The following is a 17068-nucleotide window of genomic DNA, read 5'->3' as shown; positions in this document are numbered from 1 at the left end:
ACCTATATCTTCACAATTTGTTTCGTTTCATTTGATTTTATTGCGCCTAAAATAACAAGCAATGACTTTTTACCTTCTTCGCCTGTAATAAGTGGTGCTTTACCCGTCAAGATCGATTCGACAAAATGGTCGATAACGCCAGAAGTGTCTTGACCGCCTTCATCATTGGATTGAATTTGTCCAAGGTTAAGTTCTTCTTTCGTGTGGTCTTTTTTATGGAACACCACAGAAAACTCATTGTCATCTTCTAAACGTAAAACACCATTTTCAGCGTAAATAACCGTCGAATTATCTTCTGTTCCGTTATAAGACCAGCTTGCTGCAAGTGTACCAATGATGCCGCTCTGTGTTTTTAAAATAAGTACGGCATTGTCATCTACGTCTGCGTCTTTCTTCGCGCTGGTTTCAACCATTGCCGCTACTTCCACGATTTCTTCACCTAAAATATAGCGAATCAAATCGGTTTTGTGAACGCCAAGGTCACCCATTGCTCCAATAAATGCTTCATCTTTTTTAAAGAACCAGCTGTCTTTTCCTTCTGCACTCCATGTTTCAGGTCCTGGATGTCCAAAGGCAGTTCTGAAGCTGTATACTTTGCCAAGTTTACCTGAATCGATCCATTCTTTTGCTAGTTGATGAGATTTTACAAAGCGTTGGTTATGGCCAATCATCAATGTTTTACCGCTTTTTTGGGCAGCTTCAATCATTTGATTTGCTTCTTCTTCGCTCGTTGCCATAGGTTTTTCACACAGAACATGCTTGCCTGCTTGTAGGGCAGCAATGGAAATTGGCGCGTGTAAATAATTTGGTGTACAAACACTTACTGCATCAAGATCTTCTTTTAATAGCTCATTGTAATCGGTAAACGTTTTTGTCACACCAAAACTCTTGCCAACTTCTTCTGCTCGAGCTTGATTTATATCACATACCGCAATAATTTCAACTTCATGATGTCCCGCATATTCTACTAAATGTCGATATTTTGCAATGCTTCCTGTGCCGATGACACCCACTTTTAATTTTGCCATAATGTACTATTCCTCCTTGTAGCCTTCAAGCTTTTCTAGTGGCTTTGCATTTCCATAGACTGGGTAGTCTCGTGTTACTGGTGCTGCCCATTTCACAGCATTACCAATAACTTTTTGAATTTGTTTGTTGTAATATGTTGGGTGCGTTTCATGTCCTGGACGGAAGTAGAAAATCTTGCCGTTACCACGTTTGAAAGTTGCTCCGCTTCGGAACACTTCCCCACCTTGGAACCAGCTTAAGAATACCAACTCATCAGGTGCAGGGATATCAAAGTGTTCACCGTACATTTCCTCTTCTTCAAGTTCAATGTATTCGCCAATTCCTTCAGCGATTGGATGACTTGGATCGACAACCCATAGACGTTCTTTCTCATTTGCTTCACGCCATTTTAAATCGCAGCCAGTACCCATAAGTTTTTTGAAAATTTTAGAGAAATGAGCAGAGTGAAGGACAATAAGCCCCATACCTTCCCATACGCGTTTCTGAACTTTCTCAACAATTTCATCACTTACTTCATCATGTGCAAGATGTCCCCACCACAGCAGGACGTCTGTATTGTTTAATACTTCATCTGTTAAGCCATGTTGTGGCTCGTCTAATGTTGCTGTTTTTACATCGAACCCTTGCTCACCTAGTGCAGATGCTAAAACTTGATGTATTCCATCCGGATAAATTTTTCGAACTTCTTCGTGTTGTTGTTCATGACGATATTCATTCCATACTGTAACTTTCATTTATGACACTCCTTTAAAGTAATAGTGTTGATTTCCGTTACAACGCCCTTTATGTTTCGAAGCTAGCGTAGCGATGCAGAAACAGGCGGACGCTTTCCGCGGGCAGTCCGTGAGCCTCCTCGCTCGCTACGCTCACTGTGGGGTCTCACCTGGACGTGCTTATCCCGGTGGAGTCGCCGCCTTTCACTACAATCACCAAAACGAACTGCAACAATCGCTAGGCTTCGAAGTGATTTGGAGTAAGACATTTGCCGTTAGATAGAATAGACAGTCGAGATCGAGCAGAAAACAAGTTGAGCAAAATTATTATTACATAACTTATTTTCGACGAAGGTTACCGTAGCGATGCAACGCACTTTCATGTTTCAAAGCTAGCATAGCGATACAGAAACAGAAACAGAGACATGAGAGCACCGGTTTACGTAGCGACGAGCAGTCTTGGAGCTCCCCTGAGGAAAGCGAGCTGTTTTGCGAAATATCAACACCAAAAGTTAACATAGCTTTATTCTTTAACTGAGCCAGATGTTAGTCCAGCGACTATTCTTCTTTGGAAAATCAATACAAGTATAACAATAGGGATGGTTACAATGACAGTTGCAGCAGATATATCTCCCCAAGGAATTGTAAATTGACTTTGATAGAACGAAATTCCTACTGGCACCGTGCGCCATGCATCTTCTGTGTTGATTGTTAAGGCAAATAAATATTCATTCCACGCGGCAATAAAGACCAGAATACCTGTCGTAAATACACCAGGAGCTGCCAGTGGGAATATAACTTTACGGAATGTTTGAAAAGGTGTAGCTCCATCAAGCTTAGCTGATTCTTCAAGTTCCCAAGGTATCTTTTGGAAGAAAGTAGCTAGAATCCAGATAGCAAGTGGCAAACTGATGGTTATGTAAGGAATCACCAGACCCATATAACTATTACGAAGACCAACTGCTGTAATAAAATTATAGATTGGCGAAATAATCGCGATTTGCGGGAACATGGATGCCGCTAAAATCACCCCTAAAATGAGCCCCTTGAATTTAATTGGCAGTCGAGTCAGTGCATAGGCTGCAATGGAAGCGAAAGCAATCGCGATAATCGTAGTTAAGCTAGATATGATAAAACTATTCATCATATAACGGACTAAAGGACGATTTGTTAATGCATTTACATATGATTCTAACGAAGGATTTGATGTAAACCAATTAAAATTATTAAAAATTTCACCTGGTGGTTTGATCGATGTGAGGAAGACCCAGATGAAAGGGAACATCACGAAAAATACAAACACGACTAGAAATATGTAAAACCAAATACCTGGACGTTTATTCATCTTGATTCCCCCTTATCGACTCGATCGTCCAGCAAAAAGATCTGACCCGATGAATTTAATAAATAGTGTTGAGATAATGGCTACACAAGCAAATACGATGACAGAAAGAACTGAACCTGCGCCAAAGTTTTGTTGCGAGAATAATGTAATATACGCATAAATCGAAATGGATTCCGTCGAGTTAGCTGGTCCACCGCCTGTAAGGACGAAGATTAGATCAAACACTCGGAATGCATCTAATGTACGGAATAATAAAGCTACTAAAATAGCTGACTTTAACATTGGTAATGTGATTTTCCAGAACTGTTGCCACTTATTTGCCCCATCGACTTCAGCTGCTTCATACAAAGAACCTGAAATTGTTTGAAGTCCAGCAAGTAACAGAAGAGCCATGTACGGTGTTGTTTTCCAAACATCTGCAAAAATGACAGAGAACATACCACCTGTACCCGTTGATAATAGAACAGATGCGTCTCGAATTAGGCCAAACTTTTCAAAGTAGTGCGCGACAATTCCTGTTTGACCATCGTACAAGAAGGCCCACATCATGGCAGCAACAGCTGTTGGAATCGCCCATGGAATAAGTACGGATGCACGCACAAGTCCCCGTCCTATAAATAAACGGTTAATGAGCAAGGCAATCAGTAATCCAAGGACAAGTTCAACCCCGACAGATGCTAGTGTGAAGACGAAAGTGTTGCCAAGAGCTTTCCACATACGTTCACTTTGTAAATAACGTGAATAGTTACTAAAGCCAATAAAGTTTGATTCAATAATCGCGCGGTTAGACGAGTTAATGGATCCAGCAACATTTGCTGATGCCGTTTTAAACGCTTCATCTTCAGAATCTTGAGACAGTGTTGTTAGTTCTTCTTCTGCAGTCGTCAAGAATTCTTTATAGTCTTTTGCAAAATCTTTATCGATAGTTGCATATTTTAATTCTCCGTCTGAAATGGCCGTAAAGGAAGCCAGGAGACCTTCAACTTCTTCATATTGGTTGCTTAGTCCGTCTGTCGCTAAAAGGTCTTTATGATAACCTTCAATATCTTGACTAATTCTTTCAGCTACTGCTGCAGCTTCTTCATTTGGTGCTTGACCAGCTAAACCTTCAAGATCTCGAGATAAGTAAAAGAAATCGTTTGCATAGCGCTCCAAATCGACGTTGGATTGTACAAACCTTTCTGAGCGAGAAGGATCATTTAAACGATAGTCGAACAAACTGTTATAAAAAGATTGGGCAACCGGCCATAATGTAATCATGATAACGAGTAGTAGAGCAGGTGCGACCATCAAATAACCAAGTTGTTTTTCACTTAACTCAAACTTCAACTGTATCACCCTCTTATTAATTAATAGAAGGGAAGGCGATCGTTCCACCTCCCCTTTTTATTCGAACTCAAGTCTTAGCTCTACATTTCGTTATTTACTCTGCCATTGCTGCAACAATTTTTTCTTGCATGTTTTTCGCAGCTTCTTCAGGAGTAATGTCTTTTGCAAGTGCTTTAGATAACTCAACTTGCATGATGTCAGAGATTACTGGATAGATTGGTGATACTGGTCTTGGTACAGCGTTTTGAAGTGTTGCTACGAACTCTTCATTTGAAAATAGTACCGCTGCTTCTTTTACTTCTTCATCATCATAAAGTGATTCAATCGTTGGTGCACGTCCGCCTTCAACAGCACTGATTTTTTGACCTTCAGGACCAGACATGAATTTTACGAATTCCCAAGCAGCTTCTTGGTTTTCACTGTAACGGTTAATCATGCTCATCCAACCACCAAGCGTGGCAGCATTCGTGTCGTCCCCAGAAGGAAGGACTGCGAATCCAACATTTCCTGCAACTTTAGAAGCTTCTTTGTCTTCAGAAGTTGACTGCATGTATGGCCAGTTACGAGCGAAAACTGCCTGACCGCCAACCCATGCATTGTTTGTTTCAGTTTCTTGGAAGCTTAAGATATTACTAGGTACGAAATCCGAATTAACGAATTCAACCATTTTTGTAATACCCGCAATTGTTTCTGGGCTATTTACAACAACTTCATTGTTTTCATCTACAACTTCTCCGCCGTATGATGCGATAAATTCAACTGCGTTAGTAATCATTCCTTCATATTGATTGGCTTGCATCAGGTAACCAAATTCAGTTCCTTCTTTGCCTTTCAGATCGCTTGCCATTTCAAAAAGTTCATCCCATGTTTTAGGTGGTGTTTCCACGATGTCTTTTCTATAGAAAAGAAGTCCCGCATCTGTGTATTTCGGCATTGCATATTGGCGACCATTGAAGTTGCCAGATTGAACCGTACCAGGGAAGTATTCATCCATATTGATTCCGTCTGCTTCAATAAAACGATCTAGTTCAAGCGCGTATTGAGCTTGTGCAAATTCAGCCGGCCAGATAACATCCGCATCAAACACATCTATTTCAGCACTTTTACTACTGAAAGTGGTTACGTATTGATCGTGAGATGCGCCAGTGTCTGCTGGCATTTCTTGTTGTTTAACGGTTATGTTCGGATTTTCTTTTTCAAATGCTGCAATTAACTTTTTAGTTGCGCCAGTGACATCTACACCACTTGCATAAACAATTTCAACTTCTTTATCAGATGTATCACCGTCTTTTGTATCCGTTGCTTCGTCATCAGCGCCATTACATGCACCTAAAAGCATACTCATCGTAAGGATTGTTGCACCTGCCATTTTTTTGTTCCAAAGTTTCATGAATAAATCCCCCTTAACGTTTTATGTTGATTGTCTTTCGATTAATTCAATCGGTAATATAATGTCTTGCGCATCATTTATTCGTGTTTTGTTAATGATTTCTATCATCACATCCATCGTTTGATAACCAATGTCTGTTGTAAACTGATTAATTGTAGTAATTTGTGGATCGAGTAGTTCTGCTATGGGCTGGTCATCAAACCCTACAACCGCGAGATCCTTTGGCACATGCCATGAGTTCTTTTTGGCTTCATGGATGATTCCTGCAGCCACTTCGTCACTTCCACTAAATACAGCAGTGGGAGGATTAGACAACGCTTGAATCTTTCGAAAGATGTTTCGTCCATCTTCAATGGTAAAAACATCTCGAAACATCCATTCCTTTACTGGTTCAATCCCCGCTTCTGCAATCGCTTTCAAGTAACCTTTTCGACGATTAACAGAAACACTACTGTCGTTCCCCTGACAATAGGCAATTTTAAGATGCCCTTTTTCGAGTAAGTGCTTGGTACCCATGTAACCGCCTTCAACTTGGTCTAGTCTGACTCTGGTGACTGTAGCATCGGGATCATATTCATTGCAGTAAATAATTGGACCATATTTTGTGAATGGCTCAATCTCTGACCAATGATTTTCGACTGACGCCATAATAATTCCATCTACTTGTTTAGATGTGAGAAGCTTAAAAAACTCAAGTTCCTTTGCCTTATCAATTCTGGTGTTGCAAAGAATTAACTGAAATCCGTAAGTGGCAGCCCTTTTTTCCATTGCATCGACCAAATGGCTAAAGAAAGGATTGGCAATCCGTGAAACAAGAACAGCGATTTTCTTTGTTTTTACATTTCTCATTTGCTGAGCAGATGAATTAGGCACAAATCCAAGTTCTTCCATCGCGTTTTTTACGGCAATCTTCTTATCCTCACTGACATAGGGATGGTTGTTAATCACTCTTGATACAGTAGCCTGAGACAATCCGGCCTTCAAGGCAACATCTTTAATGGTATACATGCGCTCACCCTCCTATAGGAACACCTCCAAATAGATATGTATGAAATCGTTTTCATAAATAGAGCATATTACAAAAGTTTGACAATTACAACGATAGAATTGAAAATTCTAAATATTTATTTAGTTTTAAGGCGAATGGGCTAATTCTCTCGAATGCTTCAGCAACTTTAGTAGCTAGGGAGTTTCTTTTCTTACATACAATTGACCTGAATGGCTTGATAGTGCACCTATTTCACGAATATTGATGGTTCCGTATCAAAAAATTCCCACAAAAAAACACCTACTCTATAGTAGGTGTTTCGGATGTATGATCTATGTTGTCGAGTCAGCCTTGTGATTGTGGAGTTTGAGTAGGTGATGCTAATGCTTTTAACATTTCGAGACGAGATTTAGTCAGCGTAACTGTCACACCCAACTTCGACAAATTCGAAACGATCTTTCTCAAATCAACTTCTTTGGTCATACAATCCACCTCTATCTTTCCTCTAGTTATAGGAACGCACTTATTCACTAAAAGTTTCAAGTAAATCGTTTAAAAAATTTGACTTTTTATTTTATATACATACTATACCACGTTTATCCACTTTTAATTCTTTCAATTTTGTTACATATTTTAAACCTTTGTAAATCATACTAAACAATATTAAAGGAGGAGTTTGTATGAAAATTAAAGACATTATGTCACGTGATATCGTGACATGTACCCCCACCGATTTGGTATCGGAAATTGCTCAGAGCATGAGAGCTTTGGATATTGGGTGTATGCCAGTTGTAGAAGGTCCTCGTGTAATTGGTATGATTACAGATCGTGACATCGTAACGAGATCTGTTGCCAAAGATGGGCAACGCTTCGTAAAAGACGTGATGTCAGAGGAAGTCATTTCTGTTGGACCTGAGTCGACATCCCAAGAAGCAGCGGAAATTATGGCTCAGCATCGCATCCGTCGTTTGCCGGTAATTAAAAATGAAGCTCTTGTCGGCTTTGTGGCACTCGCAGATTTATCCATTCCAAGTGAAACGGCTCATGAAGCTTCACAAGCTCTACATGAAATTTCAGAACCAAGACATCTTTAATGAATCCCCCAAACTTTTTTTACAAAGTTTGGGGTTTTCTAATTGTCTTCACTTTACATACCCCCTCAAGGTACTTTATACTAAAGAAAATCTGGAGGTGCTAATCCATGACCACAATTGCATCAAATGTTTCACCCGATGAAGATTCTCTGAACACCACGACTTGTCGAAAAAGTCATCATCCAGATTCCGTAAAAAAAGATTTAACTACTCGGTTAAATCGAATTGAAGGACAGATTCGCGGCATTAAAGGCATGGTAGACAAAGACGTGTATTGTGATGATATTATTACCCAAATATCAGCAACTCAGTCAGCTTTAAACAGTGTGGCAAAAGTTCTTCTCGACGGACATTTAAAAGGCTGTGTAAAAGACCGTTTAGCAGCAGGTGAAACTGAAGTATTAGACGAATTATTAACCACTGTTCAAAAATTAATGCGTAAATAATGAGGAGGAAATAGTATGGTAGATCGCGTAACGTTAAAAGTTGAAGGTATGACTTGTGGACATTGTGTCTCTGCAATAGAGAAAAGTGTTTCAGCAATTTCAGGAGTAGATAAAGTTGATGTTCAATTAGATTCTGGTACTGTTAATGTAGAATTTAATAAAGACGTTGTAGTTATGGAACAAATTACAAGTACTATTGAAGATCAAGGATATACAATCGGAGAATAAAGAGGACTGCGACTTCGCAGTTTTTTTTTCAAATTTTACATACCCCATTACGGTATGTGATAGGAGTGAACCGTATGACTGATACTCAACAGGAATATTCAATAACTGGCATGACATGTGCTGCTTGTGCAAATCGAATTGAAAAAGGGCTTCAGAAAATGGAAGGCGTTACTTCAGCTACCGTTAACTATGCCAATGAAAAAGCTCAAGTTCGCTATGATGAAAAAACCATTGATTCAAAACAACTAGAAGAAAAGGTACGTTCCCTCGGTTATGACGTACTTAATGAAGAAGTCGATCTAAGGATCCAAGGCATGACTTGTGCCGCTTGCTCAACTCGAATTGAAAAAGGGTTAAATCGTTTAACTGGTGTAAACCAAGCAAACATCAACTTAGCACTTGAAACTGGTAAAGTTTCTTTTAATCCGAATCATACGTCACCACACGATATTGTAAAAAAAATTCAAGACTTAGGGTACGATGCAACGTTTAAAAATGATGCAAAAGCCGAAGCAATCGATTATAAAAAAGCTGATATCCAAAAGAAAACTCGCTTGTTTTGGATTTCAGCGATCCTTTCTCTTCCCCTTATTTGGGCGATGGTTGGACATTTCACTTTTACATCAAACTTATATGTACCCGAGATTTTGATGAATCCCTACGTTCAATGGGCGCTTGCTACACCAGTTCAATTTTGGATTGGCTGGATGTTTTATAAAGGAGCCTATTATGCACTTCGCAATAAAAGTGCCAATATGGATGTATTGGTTGCACTCGGTACATCAGCCGCCTATTTTTACAGCGTTTATTTAGTTGTGGAAAGTTTGCAACACGAAGAAAGTCATATGCTTGGATTGTATTTTGAAACGAGTGCCGTACTAATCACCTTGATTTTATTAGGTAAAGTATTTGAGGCGCGTGCAAAAGGACACTCTTCAGATGCCATAAAAAAATTAATGAACCTTCAACCTGCGATTGCTCTAGTTGAACGTGATGGTCAGATTGTTGAGATTGCAGCTGAATCGGTCCAAAAAGGAGATATATTAGTTATTAAACCTGGTTCTTCTATCCCTGTTGATGGTGTCGTTTTTTCGGGCTCATCTGCAGTTGACGAATCTATGTTAACAGGGGAAAGCCTACCGATTGAAAAAGGGCCCGATCAGGAAGTGTACGCAGCTACGATTAACGTAAATGGCGTGCTACGTATCACTGCAACAAAGATTGGCAAGGAAACCGTCCTTTCTTCCATTATTCGAGTAGTGGAAGAAGCGCAAGGCTCTAAAGCTCCGATACAAAGACTTGCTGATCGTATTTCAGGAATTTTCGTACCTATAGTGGTAGGTATTGCGTTGATTACATTTTTAGTTTGGTACTTTATTGTGGATATTGGAAACTTTGCTGCCGCTTTAGAGAGCACGATTGCTGTTCTTGTCATTGCCTGTCCATGTGCTCTTGGACTCGCTACACCTACCTCGATTATGGCGGGTTCAGGACGTTCAGCAGAGCTCGGCATTTTATTTAAAACAGCCGAATCAATGGAAACTACGAAGTCAATCGATACCGTGGTGTTAGATAAAACCGGAACCATTACAAAAGGAAAACCAGCTGTCACCGATTTTATAGTTCACAAAGAACAGGACCGTGAAAGATTGATTCAGCTAGCCGCTGCTGCAGAGAACAATTCTGAGCATCCAGTGGCACATGCGATTATTTCTTTTGGTAAAAAAATAAATCCTGTGCTTCAAAACAGTTCTTCGTTTGAAGCTATTCCTGGGCATGGCATTTCGAGTATAGTTGAGTCAAAAGAAGTTGTCATGGGTACCCGCAAGCTTCTGTTTGATCGTAATATCAAGGTAGACAATGAATTAGATCGTGGCGCTTCGTTAGAACAAGATGGTAAAACGGTGATGTTTATGGCAGTAGATCAAGTTCACGTGGCCACTATTGCGATTGCCGACCAAGTAAAAGATACATCGAAAGAAGCCATTGCTAAGTTACATCAAATGGGCATTCACGTTGTTATGTTAACCGGTGACCAAGAGACCACAGCTAAAGCAATTGCAAGACAAGTTGGTATTGACAACGTCGTAGCAGGCGTATTGCCAACCAAAAAAGCTGATGTAATAACTGCTCTTCAAAGTGAAGGTCGCAAAGTTGCTATGGTTGGTGACGGTATAAATGACGCCCCTGCTCTGGTCGTTGCCGATATAGGAATCGCTATGGGTACCGGAACCGCAGTAGCAATGGAAGCAGCTGACGTTACCTTAATACATGGCGATTTATTACGTATTCCTGATACGCTTAAAATGAGTCGTTTGACCGTACGAAACATCAAACAAAACTTGTTCTGGGCTTTAGCTTACAATTCGATTGGAATCCCAATCGCAGCGGCAGGACTGTTAGCTCCATGGGTGGCAGGTGCTGCAATGGCGTTTAGTTCCGTATCAGTCGTCCTAAATGCACTTCGTTTACAGCGCGTGAAATAAGAAAATACCTTGTCTGAATACTTGGAACACGCTCTAAAGGTCATTTCCTATAGAGTGTGTTTCTTTTTTTATGCTTGTTGTTGTTTGAATACTTAATTCCGAGTAAAATGAACTATATGTATTGGTTAAGAAAGCAGGTTCTTAAAGAATGAAGAAAGCCATTTTGTTATTAATGTCTGTACAATTCTTTGTATATCTAGGTTTCGGAATTATTATTCCTATTTTGCCAGAAGTCATTTTAGAACAGGGGTATAGTGAGGTTCACGTTGGTGGGCTATTGACGATTTATGCACTAGCTTCCTTCTTCACCGCTCCACTGTGGGGTGCATTATCTGATCGCACAGGCAGAAAAAAATTAATTCTCATTGGTTTAATAGGGTTCAGTATGAGCTTTATTATTTTTGCCGGTTTTATTGAGGTGCTACCAATGCTATATGTATCGAGAATAGTAGGTGGTATTTTTTCTGGTGCATTGTATACAGCTGTAACTGGATTTGTTGCAGATATGACAACTGAAGAAGAACGCAATAAGTATATGGGATTGCTCGGTATGTCAATCGGTCTCGGATTTATTTTCGGTCCGGCAATTGGTGGCATACTCGGAAATATTACTTTGCAACTTCCGTTTATTGCTTCAGCTATATTAACGCTTTTGTTAGTGGTCTATGCGAGCATTATTTTGAAAGAACCCGAAGCGAGAAATGAAGCACGTAAGCGTGCAATATTACCAAAAGGTGCATCTGAACTTTGGAAATACCGCATTCGTTATTTGTTCATGTTTTCATTTATGGTTACTTTTTTACTTGCTGGCTTAGAAGCGACATTCCAATTGTTCCAAATCAACAAAATCTCTATTACCCCCCTTCAGCTTGGTTACTTATTTATGGCAAGCGGACTAGTAGATGCAGTTATCCAAGGCGGCGTTGTCCGACGCGTAAAGAATGGTCAAGAAACGAAATGGATTATGGCTGCACAAGTAGTTACTGCAATCGGTTTGGTGTTAATGCTATTTACAGGAAGTTTACTGTGGGCAGGATTTGCACTGAGCGTATTTACAGCCGGTAATGCACTTGCTCGAACAGTGTTGGTATCATTAACGACTAAAGAATCAGGTGGAATGTATGGCACAGCAGCCGGCATGACGTATTCAATGGACAATATGGGACGGATTTTTGGACCTCTGCTGTTTACTTGGATTTTTACCGTCCAGCCGGATAATGTCTATGTCCTGTCGTCTATTGTTGCTCTTGCTTCTATCATTCTGATTGTGTTGTTCCGTAAGTCTACTAAATCATTAAAAAGTGAAAATCCAGCTACCTCATAGTTTGAGGAGCTGGATTTTTTTCTTATTGATCATTTAGTTGTAAAATTTGCGTGCTTAGTTGTAAAAATGGGGCATTTAGTTGTAATTTTGGACGATTTAGTTGTAAAAATCACGGGTTTAGTTGTAATAGTAAAATTATGTAATTAATAACAATGGTATTATCCTATCAAAATAAGCGAATCGGAAAGATACAAAAGGAGAGCTAGGCGAAGTGACATAGTCACTTCGCCTAGCTCTCCTTTGATCTTTAGAACATCTTGCAGCAGGTCAAGCATCAGAAGCAGACTGGAAACCTATAATCCTCAATAACCACTTATGAAGCCACTACTTTCACTGGCTCTTCTATAATTTTTTTGTCCTCAAGCTCTGGATGTGCTTGTTTCATGATGGATGGACGAAGCATGTAGATGACAGCGATTAATAAAATGATACTAGAACCTAACAAAACATACTGTGCCGGAACGACATCATAGAGGAACCCGAAAAGCACCATCGCTAGAGGCATTAATGACATCGACATGGTTTCAAGTAATCCAAATACGCGACCTCGATATTCTTCATCAATGCGTTTTTGCATCATCACACCAATTGGCGTATTAACAAAAATCATGCTCACACCAAATGTAAACATGAGTACGATATAAAAAATCACAACTGATGTATATGATAACTGAATAAGTAATGGGAAAGTGGATAAACCAATTAAAGCTCCCATAGTTAAAATACCTCTTTTCACAACAACTAGAGGAAACTTAACTTCCTTCCGAGTAGATAAATAGATGGAAGTAACGAGCATACCAACAGCTAGCGCTCCTTCTGTCATGCCAAAATGGAAGGATTGCATTTTCAACCCATCTACAAGAATAAAGGCATAGCCCACAGTATATGCTCCGAAGAAAAAGTTGATAACAAGAGCCACCCATACGATAACGACCAAAATACGGTGTTGTTTTACATAGGTAATGCCTGCTTTCATATTTTGAAGCATTGTTTCTTTCTTTTCTGTTACTTCTTCGGTTATTCTTGTCGAAAACAACTTAAAATCCATGGTGGCTTCAAGAACAACAGCAATGGTGTAACTTGCCATATGAATAATTAGAAACATGTCTATGGAAACAAGACCGAACAATAGTCCACCTAATGCAGGTCCTCCAATAGCAGCAAGCGACATGGACATTTGATTAAACGACATCGCTTTTTGAATTCGCTCTGAATCCACTAAATTTGCTATAGAAGAACTAAACGTCACTCCTGAAAACAGGGATGTAATCGACAGGACAATTTCTGTTAGATAAATCGCAATAAGAGAAAGACCTATCGTTAAACTCACCGCTAGCAAGACTGTAACTGCCAACACGCTACATATTTGAGCAACGATTATAATGGTCTTTTTTGAATACTTATCTGCAGCGTAGCCTGCAAACGGCGCCAAAATTACTCTAGGTAGAATACTACAAATTAGAACAATCGCAAAACTTGTTGCAGAACCGGTTATTGATAAAATATAAAAACTAATCCCGAACGTAAAAACACTTACCCCAAATGTTGAAATTAATTTACTAATGGTGAACGTCCACAAATGATAGGTGGCTTTCCTTAACTTCATAGCTTCTTCCACACAAAAACCCCTTTTTGTTTAAAAGTTTAATTTAATTAAACAAAGAATAACACGAAATTACTTCCCTTGCAAGCTAAAGTTTAATATAATTAAACTAATTAGAATTGGAGCGTTATATATGGATACAATTGGATTACGAATTAGACAGCTACGAAAAGAACAAAAGTTAACGTTGGAAACATTAGCCGGTAGTAAGCTAACAAAGGGCATGCTCAGTTTAATTGAAAACGGCAAAGCCCAACCTTCCATGGAAAGCTTGTCTTATATAGCACAGCAACTAGGAGTGGAATCATCCGAATTAATGGAAGACTTTAGTCCAACAGAGAAAAGATCTGTGTTAGAAAAAGCGGAGAAACTTTTTAAAGTGGGGTTCTCTGATTTAGCGGATGAACATGAACAAATAGTAGAATTAATAAAACCTATGGCAGATAAATTGACGCTCAGTTATGAGTCAGCCAGATTGCTCGACATATTTAGTAGGTCTGCCCATCATTTAAAGCATGAGGACTGGGAAATTCACTATAATCGCGCGATAAAAATGTATGAACAGTTACATTTATATAATCAAAGTGCGTCTCTTGTACTCTTTAAGGGCATGATTCAGTTCAATGCTCATAACTACGAGGAAGCACTGACCATTATTATGCAAGAACAAGCTCGTTTTGATTCTCCATTTGATGCCATAACCACCATTGAATATCTATATTGTGAATCATTATTATTTTCTGCTGTCGGAAATTATGAACAAGCACAGATTAAAATGACGGAAGGTTTAAATTTCGCGAAAGAAGAACGCATCTTTTACAGGATAGATGATTTGTATCGATTGGCTTGTTTCCAGGCAATGATCAACGGAAATGAAGAAGAGCGATCGTATTATTTAATGAAGGTTAGGCAATATGGAGAGTTTGCGGAAAACAAATTTTCTACAGCGATTGCGGAATATTTAGAAGCACATTTTCACAACTCGTATACGAAAGATTATCTCAAAGCCAATGTTCATATCGAGCGTTTTCTTGAACTGGGAAATGAATTTTCTGGTGAAACGCTTATGAAGGACAATAATCACTATCTTCTCGAAAAAGGAAAAGCTTTATATGGGCTAGGTCAAGTCAAAGAAGCTTTACCAATTCTTATGAAATATGAAATACCGAGCTATTTGCATCATCCTTACGATTTATCAACGGCTTATGAAGTTTATTCCTACCGTGCTCTCTGCTATGTTCAACTCGGCAATCAAGAGAAAGCGCTGAATGAAGCTAAAATTGGTTATGACTTAATTATTCAATTACCCGATACCCCTTATAAGAAGTTTATTATTCAAACCTATATAGATTTGAAAACAAGCAGTGACTCACTTTGAGTTCACTGCTTTTTCGTATGTGACGTAATTGCTTAACCATAACCGAAATTTTTCAAATGATTCTTCAAACTCAGGCTGGATAAGGGATAATTGAACCCATTGTCTTTCTTTCAAATAAGCACTTTGATCATGTAAATCAAATCCAGAAAGTCTAGCATCTTTCGCCATGTGTTTATTTAGTGGAGGTACTTTTAACGTGACAATCATGGGGTAACTTTGCTTGGTTAAAAACTCAAGCTCTCCATTTTGTTCTGCAAGTAAAAGCTTGTCATAACGCTCATTTAATACGATATATCTGGCGTCGTTATCATATGCTTTTAAGGCAATTTCTAGACTTTCCAACAACTGAGAAGAATATGTATACGGTATCCCCCCATTGGCATAGCAACCTAAGTCCAGATACATAGGAATCGAAGGAGAAACGTCGATAAGATGATTTGAAAAAACCATAGCGATACCCGTCATCGTGCCAATCGCTTTTCCACTGACACCAGTTGCTAAGTACACGCCGTTTAACTTGAGTGGAACAGTGCCAATAGAGCTTACACAATCCATGCACACCTGAATGTTCAGTTCTTTAGCAAGTTCCAGTATGTGGTCCACATCATTTAACATGCCCGTTGACGTTTCCCCATGCGCTAGTAATATCCAGCCATACAAGCCTGATTTCAACTGTCGCTCCAAAACAGATTTTTCGAAGGGTTGTCCCCACTCTACTTCGACCGCTTCAAAATCCAAGTCCCATTTTAACGCTTGGTTTTTCAGACGTTCGCCAAACGCCCCATTAATTAACACCAAGCCTTTGGAGTTAATTCGACTAATTTGAGCAATCATCGCCTCGTTAGCAAGCGTCCCGCTTCCACAAAGCAAGTGTACATGAGACGCTCCTGTCAAATTGATCAACTGACTTTGCACTCGTTTGAACCGTTCGGTGAATTCATATGAACGATGTGAAACAGGAGAGCGTTGAAACGCTTTTTTAATTACTGGAGTTAATTCGTTCGGGCCAGGATAAAAGGTATGTCGTTTATGTTGAAATCGAGCTGCAACTGATTGTTCATAATACTGCTTCGTCAAAAACATCGGTACAAAAGCAGCTTCCTCGCTTCCAACAGGTTCAGCAAAAGCTTTAAAGCCGAGTTGGCCGTACAATTTCAATTCACGAACGGTTCCTGAGATGACCGCCGCTCCGTAGCCTTTTTCGTAAGCATAGTCTGCTAATGCACGAGCCAACATGAAAAAGACACGACCGTTTCGATGCTCTCTGCGGACAGACAACAATCGAATCTCGCATAATTTTCCGTTTAAAGCTTCTTTCGGTAAGGCATCCTCTACTACACCTATTTTGTGATCTAGAGAAAATGGCCGTTGATCGCGAATCGCAATCATACCCACGATTTCTTGATCTTTTAAGACAATCAAATATGTATTTTCATGATGATAGGCATCCTGCCGTTTCCCGCTAGGATGTTGTTCATGCTGTGGTATTTCTTCTACGAACGTATCATAATTTAGTTTGGCAATGGCCTCAAACTCTTTTTCAGCGCGAGCAATTTTACACCAATACATCACATTCACCTTCTAGTTTTTAAGATATAGAACGTTTTAATTGCTCCTAAGTTCTATTTTCTCACATAAGAAAGCAAAGCCCTATATTTATTACTACACTTTCATTTATCGTACATTTGCGCTGGCCGCTGGTTCCGTATGAGCCA

General features: G+C 39.4%; 15 protein-coding genes. 6 read left to right on the top strand and 9 right to left on the bottom strand.

The window, feature by feature from the left end; genetic code table 11:
* Positions 1–2: 2 nt before the first annotated feature.
* The 7 genes from ACFPYN_RS18515 to ACFPYN_RS18485 all read right to left on the bottom strand — a co-directional run bounded on the left by ACFPYN_RS18515 (position 3) and on the right by ACFPYN_RS18485 (position 7277).
* A complete protein-coding gene (locus tag ACFPYN_RS18515; RefSeq protein WP_377736344.1) occupies positions 3–1028 on the bottom strand; it encodes a Gfo/Idh/MocA family protein in 1026 nt (341 codons plus the stop codon).
* A 6-nt stretch (positions 1029–1034) separates the two neighbouring features.
* Positions 1035–1763 carry a ThuA domain-containing protein gene (locus ACFPYN_RS18510; protein ID WP_377736342.1) on the bottom strand — a complete coding sequence of 243 codons (729 nt, stop codon included), beginning with the start codon at positions 1761–1763 and terminating at the stop codon, positions 1035–1037.
* Positions 1764–2265: 502 nt separating this feature from the next.
* Positions 2266–3087 carry a carbohydrate ABC transporter permease gene (locus ACFPYN_RS18505; protein ID WP_377736339.1) on the bottom strand — a complete coding sequence of 274 codons (822 nt, stop codon included), beginning with the start codon at positions 3085–3087 and terminating at the stop codon, positions 2266–2268.
* A 12-nt stretch (positions 3088–3099) separates the two neighbouring features.
* A complete protein-coding gene (locus ACFPYN_RS18500) occupies positions 3100–4377 on the bottom strand; it encodes a carbohydrate ABC transporter permease (protein ID WP_377736409.1) in 1278 nt (425 codons plus the stop codon).
* A 133-nt stretch (positions 4378–4510) separates the two neighbouring features.
* On the bottom strand, positions 4511–5806 hold the full coding sequence (locus ACFPYN_RS18495; protein WP_377736336.1) for an ABC transporter substrate-binding protein: 1296 nt from the start codon (positions 5804–5806) through the stop codon (positions 4511–4513).
* Between the two features lie 21 nt (positions 5807–5827).
* Entirely contained in the window at positions 5828–6814 is a 987-nt protein-coding gene (locus ACFPYN_RS18490) for a LacI family DNA-binding transcriptional regulator (RefSeq protein ID WP_377736334.1), read from the bottom strand.
* 325 nt (positions 6815–7139) lie between these two features.
* Positions 7140–7277, bottom strand: a complete 138-nt coding sequence (locus tag ACFPYN_RS18485) for an Lmo0850 family protein (protein ID WP_377736332.1) — start codon at positions 7275–7277, stop codon at positions 7140–7142.
* Between the two features lie 197 nt (positions 7278–7474).
* Between ACFPYN_RS18485 and ACFPYN_RS18480 the strand changes: the two genes are divergently transcribed.
* From ACFPYN_RS18480 to ACFPYN_RS18460, 5 genes are all read left to right on the top strand, one after another.
* A complete protein-coding gene (locus ACFPYN_RS18480) occupies positions 7475–7888 on the top strand; it encodes a CBS domain-containing protein (protein WP_377736330.1) in 414 nt (137 codons plus the stop codon).
* A gap of 107 nt (positions 7889–7995) precedes the next feature.
* On the top strand, positions 7996–8334 hold the full coding sequence (locus ACFPYN_RS18475; protein WP_377736328.1) for a metal-sensitive transcriptional regulator: 339 nt from the start codon (positions 7996–7998) through the stop codon (positions 8332–8334).
* A gap of 15 nt (positions 8335–8349) precedes the next feature.
* Positions 8350–8562: a copper chaperone CopZ gene (gene copZ, locus ACFPYN_RS18470; protein ID WP_377736325.1), complete on the top strand. Its 213-nt coding sequence runs from the start codon at positions 8350–8352 to the stop codon at positions 8560–8562.
* Positions 8563–8636: 74 nt separating this feature from the next.
* The gene (locus ACFPYN_RS18465; protein WP_377736324.1) at positions 8637–11048 is read left to right on the top strand and encodes a heavy metal translocating P-type ATPase; all 2412 of its coding nucleotides are present in this window, start codon (positions 8637–8639) and stop codon (positions 11046–11048) included.
* A gap of 148 nt (positions 11049–11196) precedes the next feature.
* Complete coding sequence (locus tag ACFPYN_RS18460) at positions 11197–12372, top strand: MFS transporter (protein ID WP_377736321.1); 1176 nt, start codon at positions 11197–11199, stop codon at positions 12370–12372.
* A 313-nt stretch (positions 12373–12685) separates the two neighbouring features.
* Here ACFPYN_RS18460 and ACFPYN_RS18455 read toward each other — a convergent pair whose 3' ends face one another.
* Entirely contained in the window at positions 12686–13990 is a 1305-nt protein-coding gene (locus ACFPYN_RS18455; RefSeq protein ID WP_377736320.1) for an MFS transporter, read from the bottom strand.
* A 118-nt stretch (positions 13991–14108) separates the two neighbouring features.
* On the opposite strand from ACFPYN_RS18455, the gene ACFPYN_RS18450 reads away from it, so the two are divergent.
* Complete coding sequence (locus ACFPYN_RS18450; protein WP_377736318.1) at positions 14109–15353, top strand: helix-turn-helix domain-containing protein; 1245 nt, start codon at positions 14109–14111, stop codon at positions 15351–15353.
* On the opposite strand, the gene ACFPYN_RS18445 is transcribed toward ACFPYN_RS18450, so the two are convergent.
* Positions 15345–16922 carry a GNAT family N-acetyltransferase gene (locus ACFPYN_RS18445; protein WP_377736316.1) on the bottom strand — a complete coding sequence of 526 codons (1578 nt, stop codon included), beginning with the start codon at positions 16920–16922 and terminating at the stop codon, positions 15345–15347. The genes ACFPYN_RS18450 and ACFPYN_RS18445 overlap by 9 nt on opposite strands.
* Between the last annotated feature and the right edge of the window lie 146 nt (positions 16923–17068).

Origin of the sequence: Paenisporosarcina macmurdoensis, from assembly GCF_042658845.1 — a bacterium.
GTDB classification, from domain to species: Bacteria; Bacillota; Bacilli; order Bacillales_A; family Planococcaceae; genus Paenisporosarcina; species Paenisporosarcina macmurdoensis.
Note: the sequence above shows the minus strand (reverse complement) of the source record. Positions and strands in the feature narration are given on the sequence as shown.